Origin of the sequence: Pseudomonas sp. RW3S2, assembly GCF_014268955.1 — a bacterium.
GTDB lineage: Bacteria > Pseudomonadota > Gammaproteobacteria > Pseudomonadales > Pseudomonadaceae > Aquipseudomonas > Aquipseudomonas wayambapalatensis.
Genome location: NZ_JABWRM010000003.1, coordinates 396196 through 412717 on the forward strand (window position 1 = coordinate 396196; position 16522 = coordinate 412717).

The window sequence follows — 16522 nt, forward strand, 5'->3', positions numbered from 1 at the left end:
GACGATCCTTTTACTGGAGCACGGCCAGCTGGTAGGCCGTGTACTTGCGAATATTGATCACGCCGGTGTCGAAGATCAGGTACTGGCCCTTGATGCCCAGCAGCGTGCCTTCCACCACCGGGTCCTTGTCCAGGTTGAAGCTGACGATCTTCTTCGGGTAGGCCTGGACCGGGTAGCGCATCTCGACCACTTCGGCATCGGGCAGTGGCTGGATCGCCTGCAGGCCGAAGCGGCCTTGCAGCTCGCGCAAGCCTTCGGCGCAGGCATCGAAGATCTGCTCGCGCACCGCGACCAAATCCAGCGCTTCGGCATCGCCCTTGAGCAGGGTGCGCCAGTTGGTGCGATCCGGTACCTGGCTGCGCAACAGGTCTTCGACCAGGCCCGACTGTTGGCGGGTGGCCACGCGCATGATCGGCAGTGCCTGGCTGGCGCCCTGGTCGAGCCAGCGGGTGGGCAATTGCGTGGCACGGGTGATTCCCACCTTGATGCCCGACGAGTTGGCCAGGTACACCACATGGTCGGTCATGCAGAACTGCTCGCCCCACGACGGCTCGCGGCAGGTGCCGGCATCGTAGTGGCAACGTTCCGGAGCCATGATGCACACATCGCACTGGGCCAGTTTGGTCATGCAGGGGTAGCAGTAGCCCTGGCTGAAACTGGTCTTGGTGCGCTTGCCGCAATGGGTGCAGTGGATCGCACCGAGGTATTCCAGACGCAGCGACTGGCCGATCAACGGGTTGACCGGCACCTGCTCTTCACCGAGGCGAAAGCTGTACTGCACGACCGGTGCTTCGAGACGCACCGCCATCTTGCTCAAGGAGCCACGAGCGAGTTCGATCAATGTACCGAGTCCGACTTGAACAGAATGTTGGGGATCGGCGCGGATTTGGAGGCGCATTCCTGCGGCCCCATGTAGCCGGTGCGCTCTTCCTCGGGCAGGTTCTGGATTTCCCAGGCGATCACTGCCTGCAGCGACAGCTCCTTCTGCTCGGCGGTGAGCTTGCGGCCATCGGACCATTTGCCGAGTTCCACCGCCGTCTTCAGGCTCTGGTAGATCTCGGGGGTGATGTTTTCGATCATTTGCGCGAAAGTGGACATGAGCGTCTCCTAAATCAAGCCGACAGTTTACGCCGGGCCAGCAGTCCACCCAAGAGGCCTGTCAGGCATCCGATGAGCAACCCGCCGACATGGGCGGCATTGGCGATCTGGCCGAAGCCGAGCTGGCCGACCACGCCACTCAGGCAGATCACCAGCCAGATGAGCATCATCACCAGCACGCCGCGGGGCAGGCTGAACAAGGGGTTGGGCGCCAGCCACTGATAGAGCCAGAGGTAACCGAGCAAGCCGTAGAGCACTCCGGACAGGCCACCGAACAGGTTTGGGCCGCCGATGAAATGCTGGGCCAGGTTCGACACCAGGCTGAACACCAGGGTCAGCGCCAGCAACGCCCAAGGCCCTTGGCGCAACTCGATGCGCCGCCCCAGCTCCCAGTACCACAGCCCGTTCATGGCCAGGTGCAGGACGCCGAAGTGCAGCAGCATGGGCGACACCAGGCGCCACCACTGGCCCTCACCCAGGCTTTGGGCCAGCGGCACGAAGTAGAGGTAGTCGCCCTGTACCTGGTAGTCCTGGAAGGTGAACCAGCTCAGGGTCGAAAGGTTTTCGCCAAGGCCGGTCAAGCCGACCACGGCAATGCATAGCAGCAGGATCGCAGCGGTGACCTTGCAGGCGCGCAACTGCTCCTTCAGCGGCGGCCGGGTCGGCTCGCTCGCGGGCGTTTGCGCACCCACGAGCGAATCCGCATCGGCATTGCCGTCAGGATAGCGGCGATAGAGCTCGAGCACCTGCGCGGCCATGGCGGGCGGCACCCAGAGCACTTGCTCACTGCCCTCCTCGACTACCCGGTGCGGCACCTCGAGGCGCCGCAACAAGGTGACGAAGCCACTGAGGTCGACACCCAGCGGCAGACGTATCACTTCGATCACGTTCATTGGCTGGCCTGCGGTCGGTCGACATCGACCCAGACGAACTTGTGCGGGTCGATGCGGGTTTCGTCGTCCAGCCGGTAGGCGGCCAGCTTGCCGTAGAGCACCGCGCTGTAGTCCAGGCAGGCCAGGTTGGCGCGGATCGGCGCGGGGTGGCCGCTGCGCCAGTAATGACCGACGAACAGCAGTGGTTCATCCTCCGAATAACGCAGCAGCGCGTTCTTCTGGCTGTGGCTGAGCGGCGCGCGGGCCACTTCCTCGGGCAGCGCATCGGGCTGGAACACGATGTCGCCATAGGTTTGCGGGTCTTCCTCCCAGAATTTGGTGCGGAAGAAGGCGCGGGTCAGGCCGTCGCCGCCGGTCAGCGTGAGGCCGTCTGGCAGGCGCATGTCGGTGCCGCGCAGCAGGCGGTTGCACACGGTCGAGGCAAAGCTTCCCGAGACCGCAGAGGCCTGCACGAAGTGCTCGTCGATACGGCCGTTCGGGTATTGGGCGCGGAGTTGTGCGATCAGTTGGTGGTCCCAGCAGGCATGCACCAGGCGGAAACGCCCGGCGTCGACGAACAGCGGCAGGGTGTAGAACCACTGGATGAAATCATGCCAGTCGCCGGGATGCTGGGCGAATTGGGTGAGGGTCTCGTCGATCAGGCGGGCATGGCGCGGCGTGTGCTCGCGCACGAAGGCCTTGCCGCTGCCGGGAAGCGCCGGCGTGACCCAGCCCAGGGCGTTGTACTCGTGATTGCCCATGATGCAGTGGGCCTGGCCGGCTTCGACCATGTCATGGACGATGTGCAGCGCCTCGCGGATGCGCGGGCCTCGATCGACGATGTCGCCGAGGAACAGTGCCTGGCGCCGCGCATGGCGCCAGACACCACCCGTGCGCTTGTAGCCAAGGGTGTCGAGCAGGCGTTCGAGGGTCAACGCACAACCGTGAACGTCGCCGATGATGTCGAAACTGCGTGCCGGATCGAGCATCAGTCGTCCCTGCCCCCCAGACGACTGCCCCAGCCAAGCTTGGTGCGGCAGACTTCGTAGTAGTTATGATCCAGCGGATGGATCAAGCGCAGCTTCTGTGGCTTCTTGCTCACCGTGATGGTGTCGCCTGGAGCGCAGGTGAAGTGGTTCTGCCCGTCGCAGGAGACCTGCGGGTAGATCTGCAGGTCCTTGGCGACCACGATCTTCAGCTCGCTGTTGCCATCGACCACGATCGGCCGGCCAGACAGGGTGTGCGGGTACATCGGCACGATGACGATGGCATCGAGCTTGGGGTGCATGATCGGGCCGCCGGCCGACAGCGCGTAGGCGGTGGAGCCCGTGGGCGTGGCGACGATCAGGCCGTCGGCCTTCTGGCTGCAGACGAACTGGCCGTCGATGTAGATCTCGAACTCGATCATCCGCGTCGACTTGCCCGGGTGCAGCACCACATCGTTGAGCGCGTCGCCCTGGCCAATGGCTTCGTTGTGGCGGCGAACCTCGGCCTGCAGCAGGAAGCGGTTCTCGACCAGATAGTGGCCGTCGAGCACCTCGGCGACCTTGGTTTCCAGCTCGTCGGGGCGAATGTCGGTGAGAAAGCCCAGGTTGCCGCGGTTGATACCCAGCACCGGGATGTTGTGCCGGGCCAGCGCTCGGGCGGCGCCCAACAGGCTGCCGTCGCCACCGACGACGATGACCAGGTCGCAGACCTCGCCCAGCAGCTTGCGCGTGGAGGTCTGCAGGCCGTGACCGGGCAGCACTTCGGCGATAGTGTCCTCGAGGATCACGTGCAGGTGGCGCTCGAGCAGGAACTTCTTCAGTCGGCGAATGGTGTCGAGCACCTGCGAGCTACCGAGGCGTCCGATGATACCGATATTGCGAAATTGCTCCATGGGGCTCCTGCAAGGCTCTGCGACGGGTGACAATGCCTGGATTATGGGCGAAACGACCGGCCAGCGGCAAACCGGCTATGCTCGCAGGATGACGCCCTTCACCGACCTCCATGCCCTGCCCCGCCAGCTACGCCACCCTGGCGTGCGCGATCTGGCGTGGACGCTGCTGTCGCCGCCGCTGCTGAGCGAACCACCCTGCCCGCAACGCCATCCGCTGGCGGCCAGCGGCTGGGCGGACGATCCCGGGCAGTTGCGCGACTGGCTGCTCGCCCTCGACCGCGATCCGCAGCCCTTGCAGGCGTGGCTGGCGCGCCTCACCAGCCGGCGCTTGGGGCTGTACTACGAAAGCCTCTGGCAATTCGCCCTGCAGCAGGCACCCGGCGTCGAGCTGCTGGCCGCCAACCTGGCAATCCGCCAGGGCCGGCAAACCTTGGGTGAGCTGGATATCCTGCTGCGCGATCGCACGGGCGACCATCACCTGGAACTGGCGATCAAGCTCTACCTCGGGCCGGATCAGGCTGATGCCCGCGACCCGGCGCAGTGGCTGGGTCCAGGTTGCCACGACCGGCTTGGCAGCAAGCTGGCGCATCTGGTCGCACATCAACTGCCGATCTCGGCTCGGGCCGAAAGCCGCGAAGCCCTGAATCAACTGCAGGTGGGCGATGTGCAGTCGCACCTGTGGCTGGGCGGCTATCTTTTTCATCCATGGCCGGGACAAACCACATCCCCCTTCGGGGCCAACCCTGCGCACCTGCGCGGGCGCTGGCTGCATCGACGCGAGTGGGCGCAGTATGCCAGCGCTCACCCGACGGCACTCTGGCAACCGCTGCAACGCCATGCCTGGCTGGCACCTGCACGGGTCGAGGCTGGGGATCGCTGGGGGGCGGCGGGTTTTGCAGCCTGGCTGTGGCGCCTGGAGGAAGGAGCCGCGGCACAATTGCTGGTGAGGTTGGAGGAGGATGGTGAAGGCGCCTGGCAAGAGGCGGAGCGAGTGTTTCTGGTGCGTGACAGCTGGCCAAACTTATCGGGATGACCCAGGACCAGTGCTCGAGAAAATGCCGTTCCGAGCCCAAAAATCATCGAAACAACCGACCTGAAACAACGAAAAATTACCAATCGACGCGCTAAAGTCCACACCAGGCGCCAGCAAGAGCGCCCACCCAACCTGATGACGAGGACCGACCATGGTTTCATCCACTCCCGAGCCCCACTATGCGCGCCTGTCCATCACCCTGCACTGGTTGATGCTGGTGCTGCTCGCCGCCGTCTATGCCTGCATCGAGCTACGCGGGCTGTTCCCCAAGGACAGTGCCGAGCGCGATCTGATGAAGAGCCTGCACTTCATGCTCGGGCTCACAGTGTTCGTGCTGGTATGGCTACGCCTGGCCATGCGCCTGACACGCCCGACACCGCCTATCGTGCCCAAGCCACCCGCCTGGCAGACCGGCCTCTCCCATCTGGTTCACGTGCTGCTTTACCTGCTGATGATCGGCATGCCATTGGCCGGCTGGCTGATCCTCAGCGCTGCGGGCAAGCCGATACCATTCTTTGGGCTGGAGCTGCCTGCACTGATCGGCCAGGATCCGGACCAAGCGAAGTTCATCAAGGGCTGGCATGAACGCATCGGCACCTGGGGCTACTGGCTGATCGGGCTGCATGCCATTGCCGGGCTTTACCACCACTACATACGCCGGGACAACACACTGCTGCGCATGCTGCCCTACAAGTAACCGCGCCGCCCCTGCAGGCCACCGGTATGAACGAAGATCAGGCGGGTGCCGGGCGAAAATCGCCCGGCCTCGACCTGCTCACGCAGGGCCAGCAGCGCCTTCCCCGTGTAGATCGCCTCGAGCGGCAGACCGCTGTAACGCTCGCTGTCTGCAATGAATGCCAGCAACGCGTCATCGCGCCGGGCGAATCCAGCGCGGCTGGCGTCGTGCAGGCAATAGCCAGCTGTACCCGCCAACTGCGCAATGCCCTGCTCCACACCATGGTCGCGCGGCACCGCCAGGGCGCCATGCACCGGATGCGCGCCCTGCTCGGCCAGCACCAGGCCTGCCAGCGTGGTACCGGTGCCCACCGCCAGCCACCAGGCGTGGTAATCGTCCCAACCGATAGACGCCAGTTGCGCCCGCGCCTGCTCGACGATCTGCCCACACCCCAAGGCGCCCTCCACGCCGCCCCCTCCCTCGGGGATGCAATGCCAGCCTGGATAGCGCGCCTGCCAGGGTTGCCAGAAGCCCTGCTCATTTCGCGCCCGGTAACCACCGTAGCCCAACCAGTGCAAGGTCATGCCCAGCGCCTCCAGGTCACGGACGGTCGGGGTGTCTTGCCGCTGACCACGCAACAACCCGGCGGTGGCGAAGCCGAAGCGCCTGCCCGCAGCGGCCAAGGCGTGCAAATGATTGGAGTGGTTGCCGCCCAGGCTGATCAAGCCGGGTGCACCTGCCTTCTGGGCAGCACCCAGGTGGTGCTGCAGCTTGAACCACTTGTTGCCACTGACCAGTGGGTCGATCAGGTCCAGGCGCAATACTGCGCACGCCACGCCAGCCTGCACCAGCCAGGGCAGGTGCAGGCTTTGCAGGGGCGCGGCGGTGGAGCCGGGAAATCCATCGAACATCTGCAGCATCCCGAAAAACCTGCACGTTAGCAGGTCAACGGCGCCCCGTCTTCCAACTGTGGGCATTGCCGGTATCGATGAAGTCCTCCAGCGGCGTCAGCAGTGCAGAGACGCGTTTCACCCATGCTGATACCGAAATTTCGGGACGCACACCGTTGTCCTGTAGTTCGAAGATATACATCTTCGCTTCGGTCAAGGCCTTATCGATCGCACTGGCCCGATGCCGCACGGAATTGAGCAGATCGGGGCCGGTCACCCTGGATATCTCGCGCATGTACGCGGTGAAACCCGGGTCGGAGAACTTCGGGCGATAGCCAAGCTTCTGGCTCTCGCTGAAACGCTTGGACATTTCACGCAACACCGCATCGAGCAACGGGTTGCCCTTGAGCGAGGCGAAATGGCTGTTGTTGGGGCCGTAGAGCTGCAGGGTCATGTTGCTCACCACCCCGCCTACCGCCAGTTGCCCGGGCTGCAGCATGAAGCCTGGCAGCGGGCTGAGCAGTACATCGTCCATGTCCATGTACACACCGCCCAGTTCGTGTATCAACCTGTAGCGCAAGGCGTCGCAGGCCGCTGCGTAGTTACGGGTTTCCGGCTGCAGGAAGAACTTGAACACTTCGCCCTGCGGGCTATCTTCGAAAGGTTTGAAGAACACCTCCTGCCTCACCGCCGTGCAGGTCGCTCCCGGGTAGCGCGAGCGCAGCTTGCGCAACTGCACCACATTGCCCAACCCCCACCTACTGAGGCCCAGGAAGTGCAGATGCAATTTATAACCGCCTTGTTGTGCCATCTCGATGTTGGCCTTGAGCGTAGCGTCGTGCGCCTCTATCAGAGCGTCTGCACTTCCGATCCAGATCTGGTGGATATCCTTGGGCAGCGGCTCCAGCCCACTGCTCGGCGGCTGCTCCGGCAGCACTGGCCGCTGGGGACACTCCAGCTCCAGACGCGCCTGCTGGCGCACCATTCGAGACGCCTTCGGGCCAGGATCGGCAGCGCCCACATAGCGGCTTGTCTGTTCATCCCACCGGTAGTACAAGCGTTTGGACGACGAGTACCAACAGCAGTACTCCAGATCGAACATCACCTTCAGTTCCTGGGCGCCGTCCATGATGCGGAAAACCCGGCCACTGCCATCGGCGCTTTCACTGACCCCACGCAGCGCGTTCACCGGCATCGTCCGAACCGGCAGTGGCTGGTCCATCCCCCCCAGCAGCCCCGGACGGCGCACGATCAGCCAGTCACCTGTGCGCGGATCACGTTCGATCCTCGGATCGGGATTAGAAAACAGCGAGCGGCTCTGAGTGTCGCCGCCTGATCCGATATGGAAACTCGAGGTCCGTTGCAGCGGGTCACGCACCTCATAGACAGGGTAGTAACGGCCCTGCAAAGACACGTTCAACCGGCCGTCGAAGACCAGCAACCCCTGCCGCGGCCCCTCAGAAATGGCAAAGGGTGAGCCCTGTGGCTTGGGCGCCTCGCTGATCGCAGCGACCGTCCGCGTACCACTGCCTCCCGCCAGGCGCAGCGGCACTCCCGAGGCGACGGGTGCCCTGAACCTGTAGAACTTGGCATTGGCCAGTCCGCTCAGGCTGCTCAAGAACTCGATGGCATAGGCTCCGGCCTGCTCACGCTCCCCACTGGCTAGCGCCGCGTAACTGTTGAACAGGTAATAACCAAGCTCTGCGAGGTCGAGCATGGTCATGACCCGCGCGGGAATCAGCGTACTCAACACGCGGAACACGGTGACAGCGATGTCCAGCCCACGCTCCAGTCGCAACTCGGCATCGGATACCGCCAGGCTGTTACCTTCGGCCAGCAGATAAGCGATCCGATAATCGAAAACAGCCATGCCCACCGATTGGCTGAGGGTTTGCGTGTCCAGGTCTGCGCCGGCCTTGCCATCCGCGATGCGAAGCAACAAAGGAAAGGCCTGCCCAAGCTGATGACGCCCGAACCGCGACACCCAGTACTCGGTGCTTGCGCTCCACTGCGCCGGATCTCGGATGCCTTCGAGCTCCCGGGTCATCACGGCGCGCAGGGTACTGCGGGAGCTGTGGCGCCTGAACGGCTTGCCGGACGGGTGGCCGGGGGTGTAGCAAACCAGCGACGACTCGCCGGTTTCATGGAAGATCAGCACGTCACGCAAAGAGTTGCCACCCAGCTTGAGTACTTGCAACTCAGCGCGTTGTCCTTCGCGCAGAGGCCGCTTGCCAGGCGATGGATGATCCAGAACATCCTGGATAGCCTGATACCCGGAATCGTCCAGATCACCCGTGGCATGGGCCAGAAACGCATCGAGCCGCAGGCGTTTCTCGAACAGGGCTGTCGCGGCATCGCGGCGCCGTTGGTGCAGATCCTTGGTCTCGCCAGCAGCGGGTGTCGTCAACGCCTTGTTGATTGCTTGCTGATAGTGCTTCTGCAGGTCCAGTCGACGGCTCAGGGCCGTCAGCCGCGTGCTGGAGAGATAGCGCGACTGTGCCTGCGTCACGCCACTGAAACCGACCGTCCAACTGGCGTCGGCCCTGGCGTCCATGCGCATGGCAATGTATTCGACCAGCGAGCACTCGCTCTGCACGCTTTGCGACTGTGCAAGATCAGGGGTGACACCCGGTGCAAGTTCCACCTCCGGCAATTCAGGGCTGTACTCAACGATTTCGATCTCGACGGTGACTGCCCGGGGGTCCAGATCCTGCCCTTCCTCGCGCAACTCCGCGCGGATCCGATCACGGGCGAAATCCTCGAACGCGGGCAACTCCTTCCAATAGCCTTCGGCGAGGCTCTGCTGCCGGGCAATGTCGAGCAACATACCATCCAGTACCTTCTGCTGCGCTTGAGCGAGGTTGCGCAGCCCTTCCGGCAACTGTGCCCGCAGCAATTGGCGCTCGGCTTCGAACGCTAGCAACACCCGCGTGGAGCGTGCGCGTGACACATCCAGACCATTGCGGTCATCCCATACACCAGAATGTTCGCTGGTCGCGCTGGCATACCAGGTGTCACGTTGCTGTTTGGCCAGATGCTCGAACGGATTGCCCTCGATCAACCCGGCTCGTACCTCGAAGCTTGCACCTTCACGCTCCCACTCCTCGAGCAAGTCCCGTTGCGCCTGCGGTGTCAGGCGCATCAACAAGGCCAGGCCCCAGGCGCGGTCCTCCAACAGCGCCTTGCGCACCTCATCCAGGGTGGCCTGGAGGTTGTCGTGACGAAGGACAAACCCAAGATATCCGCTGCAATACAACACAGCTTCGCCGGTCAGGGCCTGCCGCTCGGTCACATAGGAAAGTGCCGGATCGTAGCCGGCCGGGGTTTCGGTGAGAACCAGCATACCTGGCAGGGAGAAGGACTTCGCAGCGCCACCGGTGTGGACTGTCAGGTCGTAGACGCCACGTGCCAGGCTGCGGTCGGAGAAACGAGGGTGTTCGACGATGTCTTCGATCAGTGCCCTGGCTTCGGCAGTGAGCGTTCCGACGCTCTCCAGCAGCTGTACATCGTCCGCCAGGCTCGAGCGCACCTGCTGCTCCATGGCCAATTTTCGAGGAGCCGAAGACAACTGCGGGGGCACCTCCCAGTAGGTTTGCGCATCGTCCTCGAAACGGCTGAGCACAGCCTTGGCGTCGATAAGCTGCAAGGCGTCGAGCACCTGCTTCAGGGTCACGTCAACGAGCAGATCATCTTCGGCCAGCGAACTGGCGCTCGACGAAAGCACCGCCTGCGCCGGATCGAAGAGGTCGGCTTTCGTCTGTCCCAATCGTGCGGATTCGACCAAGGTTGTCAGGGCATGCGCATGGGCAAGCGAGCGTTCAGCAGCGCCATCGCCGCCGGTGAATTGCAACAGGTGCGGCGTACGCGCCAGCAGGCCCGGCAAGTGCTCCTCGAACAATGCGAGGGCTGCTGCCCGAAGCGTGGGCAGCGTGTCGATTTCAGGTAGTTGATCAGGCAGTTCGGCGGTAAGCGGCTGGGGCTGCGAGGTATTGGTCATGGCGGCAATCTCTCTGAAAACCGAGAGGTTGCCGCCACCGTGCGAACACACGGTACTAACTATGTCTGCCTAGAGTTCTGCCGCCAGGCGCGACCCCTGGTTGATCGCACGCTTGGCATCGAGCTCGGCGGCGACATCCGCACCACCGATCAGGTGCACCGATTGCCCGTTCGCCAGCAGCCCCTCATACAGCTCGCGCTGGGGCTCCTGGCCGGCGCATATCACCACGTTGTCCACCGCCAGCAGCTGCGGTTCGCCTTCGCCAATGCGCACATGCAGACCAGCGTCATCGATCTTCAGGTAATCGACGCTGTTGAGCATCTGCACCTGCTTGTTCTTCAGGCCCGTGCGGTGAATCCAGCCAGTGGTCTTGCCCAGGCCGTCGCCGACCTTGGTCTTCTTGCGCTGCAGCAGATAGACCTGGCGTGCCGGGGCATGGGGCTCAGGCTTGACCCCCGCGATACCGCCGCGGGCTTCAAGGTGGGTATCGATACCCCACTCCTTCCAGAACGCCGCACGATCCTGGCTGGTCGCAACACCCTTGTGCACCAGGTACTCGCTGACGTCGAAACCGATACCTCCGGCACCGATCACGGCAACTCGCTCCCCTACTGGCTTGCGCTCGAGCAGCACGTCGAGGTAGCTCAGCACCTTGGCATGCTCGACGCCGGGGATGGCCGGCGTACGCGGGGTGATGCCGGTCGCCAGGATGATCTCGTCGAAGCCGCCCGCCGTCAGGTCGTCGACACCGACACGGGTGTTCAGGCGCAACGTCACGCCGCTGCTCTTCACTTTGTTGGCGAAGTAGCGCAGGGTCTCGAAGAACTCTTCCTTGCCGGGCACGCGCTTGGCCACGTTGAACTGCCCGCCGATCTCGGCGCTGGCATCGAACAGGGTCACCTCGTGCCCACGCTCGGCGGCGACCGTCGCCGCGGCGAGGCCAGCAGGCCCTGCGCCGACCACGGCGATGCGTTTCACCGCACGTACCGGCAGGTAGTTGAGCTCGGTCTCGTGGCAGGCACGCGGGTTGACCAGGCAACTGGTCAACTTGCCGCCGAAGGTGTGGTCGAGGCAGGCCTGGTTGCAGCCGATGCAGGTGTTGATCTCGTCCGCGCGGCCCTCGGCGGCCTTGTTGACGAAGTCAGGGTCGGCAAGGAAAGGCCGAGCCATCGACACCATGTCGGCATCGCCTTCGGCCAGCACCGCTTCGGCCACTTCGGGCGTGTTGATGCGGTTGGTGGTGATCAGCGGAATCTGCACTGCGCCGCGCAGCTTGGCGGTGACCTTGCTGAACGCCGCGCGCGGCACCTTGGTGGCGATGGTCGGGATACGCGCCTCGTGCCAGCCGATGCCGGTGTTGATCAGGGTGGCGCCCGCCTGCTCGATGGCCTTGGCCAACTGCACGATCTCCGCCCAGTTGCTGCCACCTTCGACCAGGTCGAGCATCGACAGGCGGAAGATGATGATGAACTCGCGGCCCACCGCTTTGCGTACGCGCCCGACGATCTCTACTGCAAGACGCATGCGGTTCTCGTAGCTGCCGCCCCAGCGGTCAGTCCGGTGGTTGGTGTGCGCGGCGAGGAACTGGTTGATGAAATAGCCTTCCGAACCCATGATCTCGACGCCGTCATAGCCGGCACGCTGGGCCAGTACCGAACAGTTGACGAAGTCGTCGATCTGCTTCTCGATACCCGCCTCGTCCAGTTCCTTGGGCTTGAACGGGTTGATCGGTGCCTGGATGGCACTGGGCGCCACCTGCCGCGGGCTGTAGGCGTAACGACCAGCATGCAGGATCTGCAGGCAGATCTTGCCTCCCGCCGCGTGCACCGCCTCGGTGACGATCCGATGCTTGTCGGCTTCTTCCTCGGTGCTGAGCTTGGCCGCGCCCGAGTACACGCCACCCTCGTCGTTCGGTGCAATACCGCCGGTCACCATCAGGCCGACACCGCCACGGGCACGTTCGGCGAAGTAGGCGGCCATCCGCTCGAAGCCCCCCGGGCGCTCTTCGAGCCCGGTGTGCATGGAGCCCATCAGGGTGCGGTTACGCAGGGTGGTGAAGCCCAGGTCGAGCGGGGCCAGCAGGTGTGGGTAGCGTTCGGCAGCCATGGAGGGACTCCAGATGAGGCGTGATCACGGAATGCGGGTGCCTCACACGGGCCCCGTCGTTTGTCTGCCGTCGACATTAAACAGGCGTTTGAACCGGCTCAATGATCGAAACTGACAACTTATTGATCCTGCTGCACAGCGGGACTACCCTAGGACACCCTTGGCCTAAAGATGCCGTACCGTTTCATGCGCAAACTCCTGGCAAGCGCCCTGGCGCTGGTGATGATCGCCGCCCTGTTCAGCTATGGCTTCTGGACCCAGCAGCGCCCGGAAGGTCATTACCTATCCGATTTGCGCATCCAACTGGCGCTCAACCAGGGCGTTCCCGGCGAACACGGCAACCTGCTGGGCATCGAGCCGCTGCTCTACCCCAGCGACTACCAGAACCTCGAGCGCCTGCACCGCAAGCTCTCGGCCTATCTGGAACAGGCCCGCGCCCAAGGCTTGGTCAACCCGCGAACGGTGGTGGTGCTGCCCGAGCATATCGGCACCTGGCTCTGGGCCCGCGGCGAGAAAAAGGAGCTGTACCAGGTCACCCAGTTCCGTGAAGCCTGGCAGTGGCTGGAACTGAGCAATCCCGTGCGCTACGGCCTGGCCATGCTGGCGGCCACTGGCGATGACCGCCGCTCCGACGCACACCTGCGCATGAAGGCGCGGCAGATGGCCGCTGACTACCAGCAATTGTTTGGCGGCCTGGCCCGCGAGTTCGGTGTCACCCTGGTGGCCGGCTCCATCGTGCTGCCGGCGCCCTATGTCGAAGAGGGTCAGTTGCATGTCGGCAAAGGACCGCTGTTCAACAGCAGCCTGGTGTTCGCCAGCGATGGCACACCACTTGGCCAGCCACAGTTGCAGCAATACGCCGACAGCGAGGTCCGTCGCTTCATCGAGGATGGCCAGGCCCAGCCGCTGCAGGTCGTGCAGACCCCGGCCGGACGCCTGGGTGTGCTGGTGGGCAGCGACAGCTGGTATCCGCGCAACCATGAGCTGTTGGCTCGCCAGTCGGTGCAACTGATCGCCAATCCGGTGTTTCTCAGTGGCAAGGGAAGTTGGCAGGCACCCTGGCGTGGCAACCGCCACCAACAGGCGGCCAACCAGTTGCCGTTGAGCAAAGGCGAAGTCAGCGAAGAGGCGGCCTGGCGTCAACTGATCCTTGCCGCCAACCCCAAGCTGCCAAGCATCAGTGTCTTCCTGCGCGGCCAGTTCTGGGAGCTGGGCAGCGACGGCCAAGGCTTTGTCAACCAGGCGGGCGCACAACTGGCTGGCAATCCCAGCCAGGGCGCCCGCCTGCTTAACCTGTGGCTGTAAGGGCATGCGCCAGCCACGCGTGCGCCTGGGTGACCTCTCGGTAGGTTTCGTCCAGCCGCTGACCGAAGCCCTGCAGGAACTGGGTCATGACCCGACGCCGCTGTTGCAACGTTATGGGTTGGATGCCGCGCGTGTGAATGAAGCCTGTGCCCGCCTGTCGATTCCCCGCTACATGCACCTGGGGCACGCAGCCATCGAGCTCAGCGCCGAGCCCGCGCTGGGGCTGCGCATGGGACGCCTGAGCCGCCTGGCCCAGGCCGGCCTGGCGGGCGTGACGGCAGCACAGGCCCCGAACGTGCGGGAGGCTGCGCGTACTCTGCTGCGCTTCGAGCCGCTGTACGCTGCCAACTATCGTGGCAGCTCGGCCTTCATCGAAGACGCCCAAGGAGCCTGGCTGCGCTTTTACTCGATCAGCCCGTACAACACCTACAACCGCTTCGTGGTCGACTCGTTGCTGGCCGGCTGGCTGGCACAGTTGTCGGGGCTGGCCGGCACGCCGGTGCTGGCAGAACGCATGGAGATCGAGTTCGAAGCACCCGCCTACAGTGCCCTGTATCAACCGTTGTGCAGCACGCCCGTGCAGTTCGGCGCTGCCAGCAACCAGCTACGCCTCGGCCAGGCCGCACTCGCGCTGGGTAACCCACACCACTGCCCTAGCACCTGGCAGCACCTGCTGCAGCTGTGCGAAGCGGAGCTGGCACAGCGCACGCGTGTGCGCAGCCTGGGCGAGCGCATCACTCATCTGCTCGGCCCGTTGCTCAACGGCGGACGGGAACCTGATCTGGAGGAGGTTTCACACCATCTGCAACTGCCCACCTGGACATTGCGTCGCAAGCTGGCCGAGGAAGGCTCGAGCTTTCGCGGCCTGCTCAACGACACCCGACGCGACCTCGCCGAAACCTACATCCGTGATACGGAGCTGGCCTTCGGTGAGATCGCCTATCTGCTGGGGTTTGCATCAGCCGAAGCCTTCCAGCGCGCATTCAAGCGCTGGACGAGGCTGACACCGGGGGAGTTTCGCCGCCATCAGCGGCAAGTGGGCTAGAGCTCGGTGGCGTCTTCTGCCGGCTCCGGAGTGTCCAGTTCATATGCCTGGAATTCGAGAAGCTCTTCCTGATAATCGTCCATTGGCCTGCGTCCTCTTGCATTCATTTTTTCACGGGTCTGGCCATCAAGCTATGCGGGCCGGATGAAGGAATCATGACATCCCCATGAGGAATAAACGTAGCAGGCGTTCGAGTCGTTAACAGCAGCTCTTGTGTAACAGCGGATGAAGCATTTACCTAGGGTCTGTATGAAAAGCCTTGAGACGAAGGTCAGGCAAGGCGAAAACAGCCGAGGAACGGCCGGGGTCGCGCTCGACTTTACGGGTTGTAAATGAGCATTCCGACCGGGCTGGCGCACCAGGCTGTTTTCAACGCAGCATCACCGAGTATCAAGGTTTTTCATACAGAGCCTAGAGTGACGAGGGGGCCGGCTCGCTGGTCGGTGCTGCTTGCTGCACCTGGATCGGCGCAGCTTCGACCGGCGGCGCGATAGGCTGCGAGCCCTGGCTATCGTCGACCACAGGCGCCGCTGGCGCCTCGCTGGCGGCTGGTGCGGCTGGTGCTGCAGCGGTCGGCGATGGCGCTTGCTCCGAAGGAGTCACCGGCGCTGCCGGCTCGACCTGTGGCGCGCTGCCAGACACCGGTACCGCCGCTGGCTGAACGGCCGGGGCCAATGCTGCAGGCTCGGGCAAGCCCAACTCCTGCGCCGGTTTTTCAGGCTTGGGCGGCTCCACTTGAGGGGTGGCCTTCTTCTGCTTCTTCGGCTTTGGCAGGTAGCTTTCGACCAGGGAGAAATAACGCTCGTAGAACTGCGGCGAAGTCACGGTTTCGCTGGCCACCTTGACCATGGAGTCGTCGGTGGAGCCGATCGGCATCGACACCGAGCCGAGGATGCCCACTCCGAGGCTGGCCGAGGTATTGGATTTTTTCAGGGTGTAGCGATCCTGCAAGGCGTTGGCAAAGATCGTCGAGCGCTGATCGTCGCTGCTGTCGGGAGCACAGGTGATGTTGAAGCTGATCTGCAGGTGGTTCTCGGCGTTCTGCTGGAAGCTCTTGTTGCCGGCCACCTGGCTCGCGTCACTGCTGGTGATGATATAGCCCTGGCTCAACAATGCCCGGCGCGCGGCTTCGCACGATCCGGCATCGCTGACCTGGAAACTGCGCGAGAACGTCCCCGAGTCGTCGAAGTTCTCGTGTTCGTAGATCGCTGCCTTTTTCGAGGAACAGCCGGAAACACCCGCCAGCACCAGGGCCAGCCCGAGCGCTACTGAGACGGTAGATCTGGACATTGTCAATTCCGGGAAGAACGAATGGTGCCTATTGTGCAACACATCGCTGGGTCGCTGAAACCGCTGGTCGGTGAAGAGTCTGTCAGCATCAGGTAAATGTTCAAACTGACCCTGTCAGCTCCACGCCGATGTCTAACAGCACTGGCGATTGATATAAAGGCGGGTACTAGCCATTCACCAGGCCACAGAAACAAAAAAAGCGACCCGAAGGTCGCTTTTTTTGTGCCTCGAGGTGTTCAGTGACCTCGAAGCGGATATGGCGCAGCGGACGGGACTCGAACCCGCGACCCCCGGCGTGACAGGCCGGTATTCTAACCGACTGAACTACCGC

The 16522-nt window shown here is 63.6% G+C and carries 13 protein-coding genes; 4 read left to right on the forward strand and 9 right to left on the reverse strand.

Annotated features, from left to right (window positions below):
* Positions 1-10: 10 nt before the first annotated feature.
* From HU748_RS06920 to HU748_RS06940, 5 genes are read right to left on the reverse strand one after another with little or no spacing between them, the layout of a single operon-like run.
* Positions 11-841, reverse strand: a complete 831-nt coding sequence (locus tag HU748_RS06920) for a DUF2797 domain-containing protein (protein ID WP_186666763.1) — start codon at positions 839-841, stop codon at positions 11-13.
* A complete protein-coding gene (locus HU748_RS06925; protein WP_065861159.1) occupies positions 838-1098 on the reverse strand; it encodes a DUF1315 family protein in 261 nt (86 codons plus the stop codon). The genes HU748_RS06920 and HU748_RS06925 overlap by 4 nt, the downstream gene beginning before the upstream one ends.
* Before the next feature lie 14 nt (positions 1099-1112).
* A complete protein-coding gene (locus HU748_RS06930; protein WP_186719807.1) occupies positions 1113-1991 on the reverse strand; it encodes a rhomboid family intramembrane serine protease in 879 nt (292 codons plus the stop codon).
* On the reverse strand, positions 1988-2959 hold the full coding sequence (locus HU748_RS06935) for a metallophosphoesterase (protein WP_186719808.1): 972 nt from the start codon (positions 2957-2959) through the stop codon (positions 1988-1990). Before HU748_RS06935 ends, HU748_RS06930 begins: the two co-directional genes overlap by 4 nt.
* Positions 2959-3849 carry an NAD(+) kinase gene (locus HU748_RS06940; protein ID WP_054893119.1) on the reverse strand — a complete coding sequence of 297 codons (891 nt, stop codon included), beginning with the start codon at positions 3847-3849 and terminating at the stop codon, positions 2959-2961. The genes HU748_RS06935 and HU748_RS06940 overlap by 1 nt, the downstream gene beginning before the upstream one ends.
* 43 nt (positions 3850-3892) lie before the next feature.
* Between HU748_RS06940 and HU748_RS06945 the strand changes: the two genes are divergently transcribed.
* Both HU748_RS06945 and HU748_RS06950 read left to right on the forward strand, forming a co-directional pair.
* Positions 3893-4882 carry a DUF1853 family protein gene (locus tag HU748_RS06945; RefSeq protein ID WP_186667002.1) on the forward strand — a complete coding sequence of 330 codons (990 nt, stop codon included), beginning with the start codon at positions 3893-3895 and terminating at the stop codon, positions 4880-4882.
* A 151-nt stretch (positions 4883-5033) separates the two neighbouring features.
* Positions 5034-5579 (forward strand): cytochrome b, encoded by a 546-nt coding sequence (locus tag HU748_RS06950; RefSeq protein WP_186666766.1) that lies wholly within the window; start codon positions 5034-5036, stop codon positions 5577-5579.
* On the opposite strand, the gene HU748_RS06955 is transcribed toward HU748_RS06950, so the two are convergent.
* From HU748_RS06955 to HU748_RS06965, 3 genes are all read right to left on the reverse strand, one after another.
* Complete coding sequence (locus HU748_RS06955; protein WP_186719823.1) at positions 5570-6469, reverse strand: pyridoxal-phosphate dependent enzyme; 900 nt, start codon at positions 6467-6469, stop codon at positions 5570-5572. The genes HU748_RS06950 and HU748_RS06955 overlap by 10 nt on opposite strands.
* A gap of 34 nt (positions 6470-6503) precedes the next feature.
* Positions 6504-10445 (reverse strand): DUF6543 domain-containing protein, encoded by a 3942-nt coding sequence (locus HU748_RS06960; protein WP_186719809.1) that lies wholly within the window; start codon positions 10443-10445, stop codon positions 6504-6506.
* A 69-nt stretch (positions 10446-10514) separates the two neighbouring features.
* Positions 10515-12551: an NADPH-dependent 2,4-dienoyl-CoA reductase gene (locus tag HU748_RS06965; RefSeq protein WP_186707915.1), complete on the reverse strand. Its 2037-nt coding sequence runs from the start codon at positions 12549-12551 to the stop codon at positions 10515-10517.
* 186 nt (positions 12552-12737) lie between these two features.
* Between HU748_RS06965 and HU748_RS06970 the strand changes: the two genes are divergently transcribed.
* Entirely contained in the window at positions 12738-13856 is a 1119-nt protein-coding gene (locus HU748_RS06970; protein WP_186666769.1) for a nitrilase-related carbon-nitrogen hydrolase, read from the forward strand.
* 4 nt (positions 13857-13860) lie between these two features.
* Positions 13861-14901 (forward strand): AraC family transcriptional regulator, encoded by a 1041-nt coding sequence (locus HU748_RS06975; protein WP_186719810.1) that lies wholly within the window; start codon positions 13861-13863, stop codon positions 14899-14901.
* Positions 14902-15312: 411 nt separating this feature from the next.
* Here the strand turns inward: HU748_RS06975 and HU748_RS06980 are convergent, their stop codons facing one another.
* On the reverse strand, positions 15313-16191 hold the full coding sequence (locus tag HU748_RS06980) for a DUF2242 domain-containing protein (RefSeq protein WP_186666771.1): 879 nt from the start codon (positions 16189-16191) through the stop codon (positions 15313-15315).
* Positions 16192-16522: the final 331 nt, after the last annotated feature.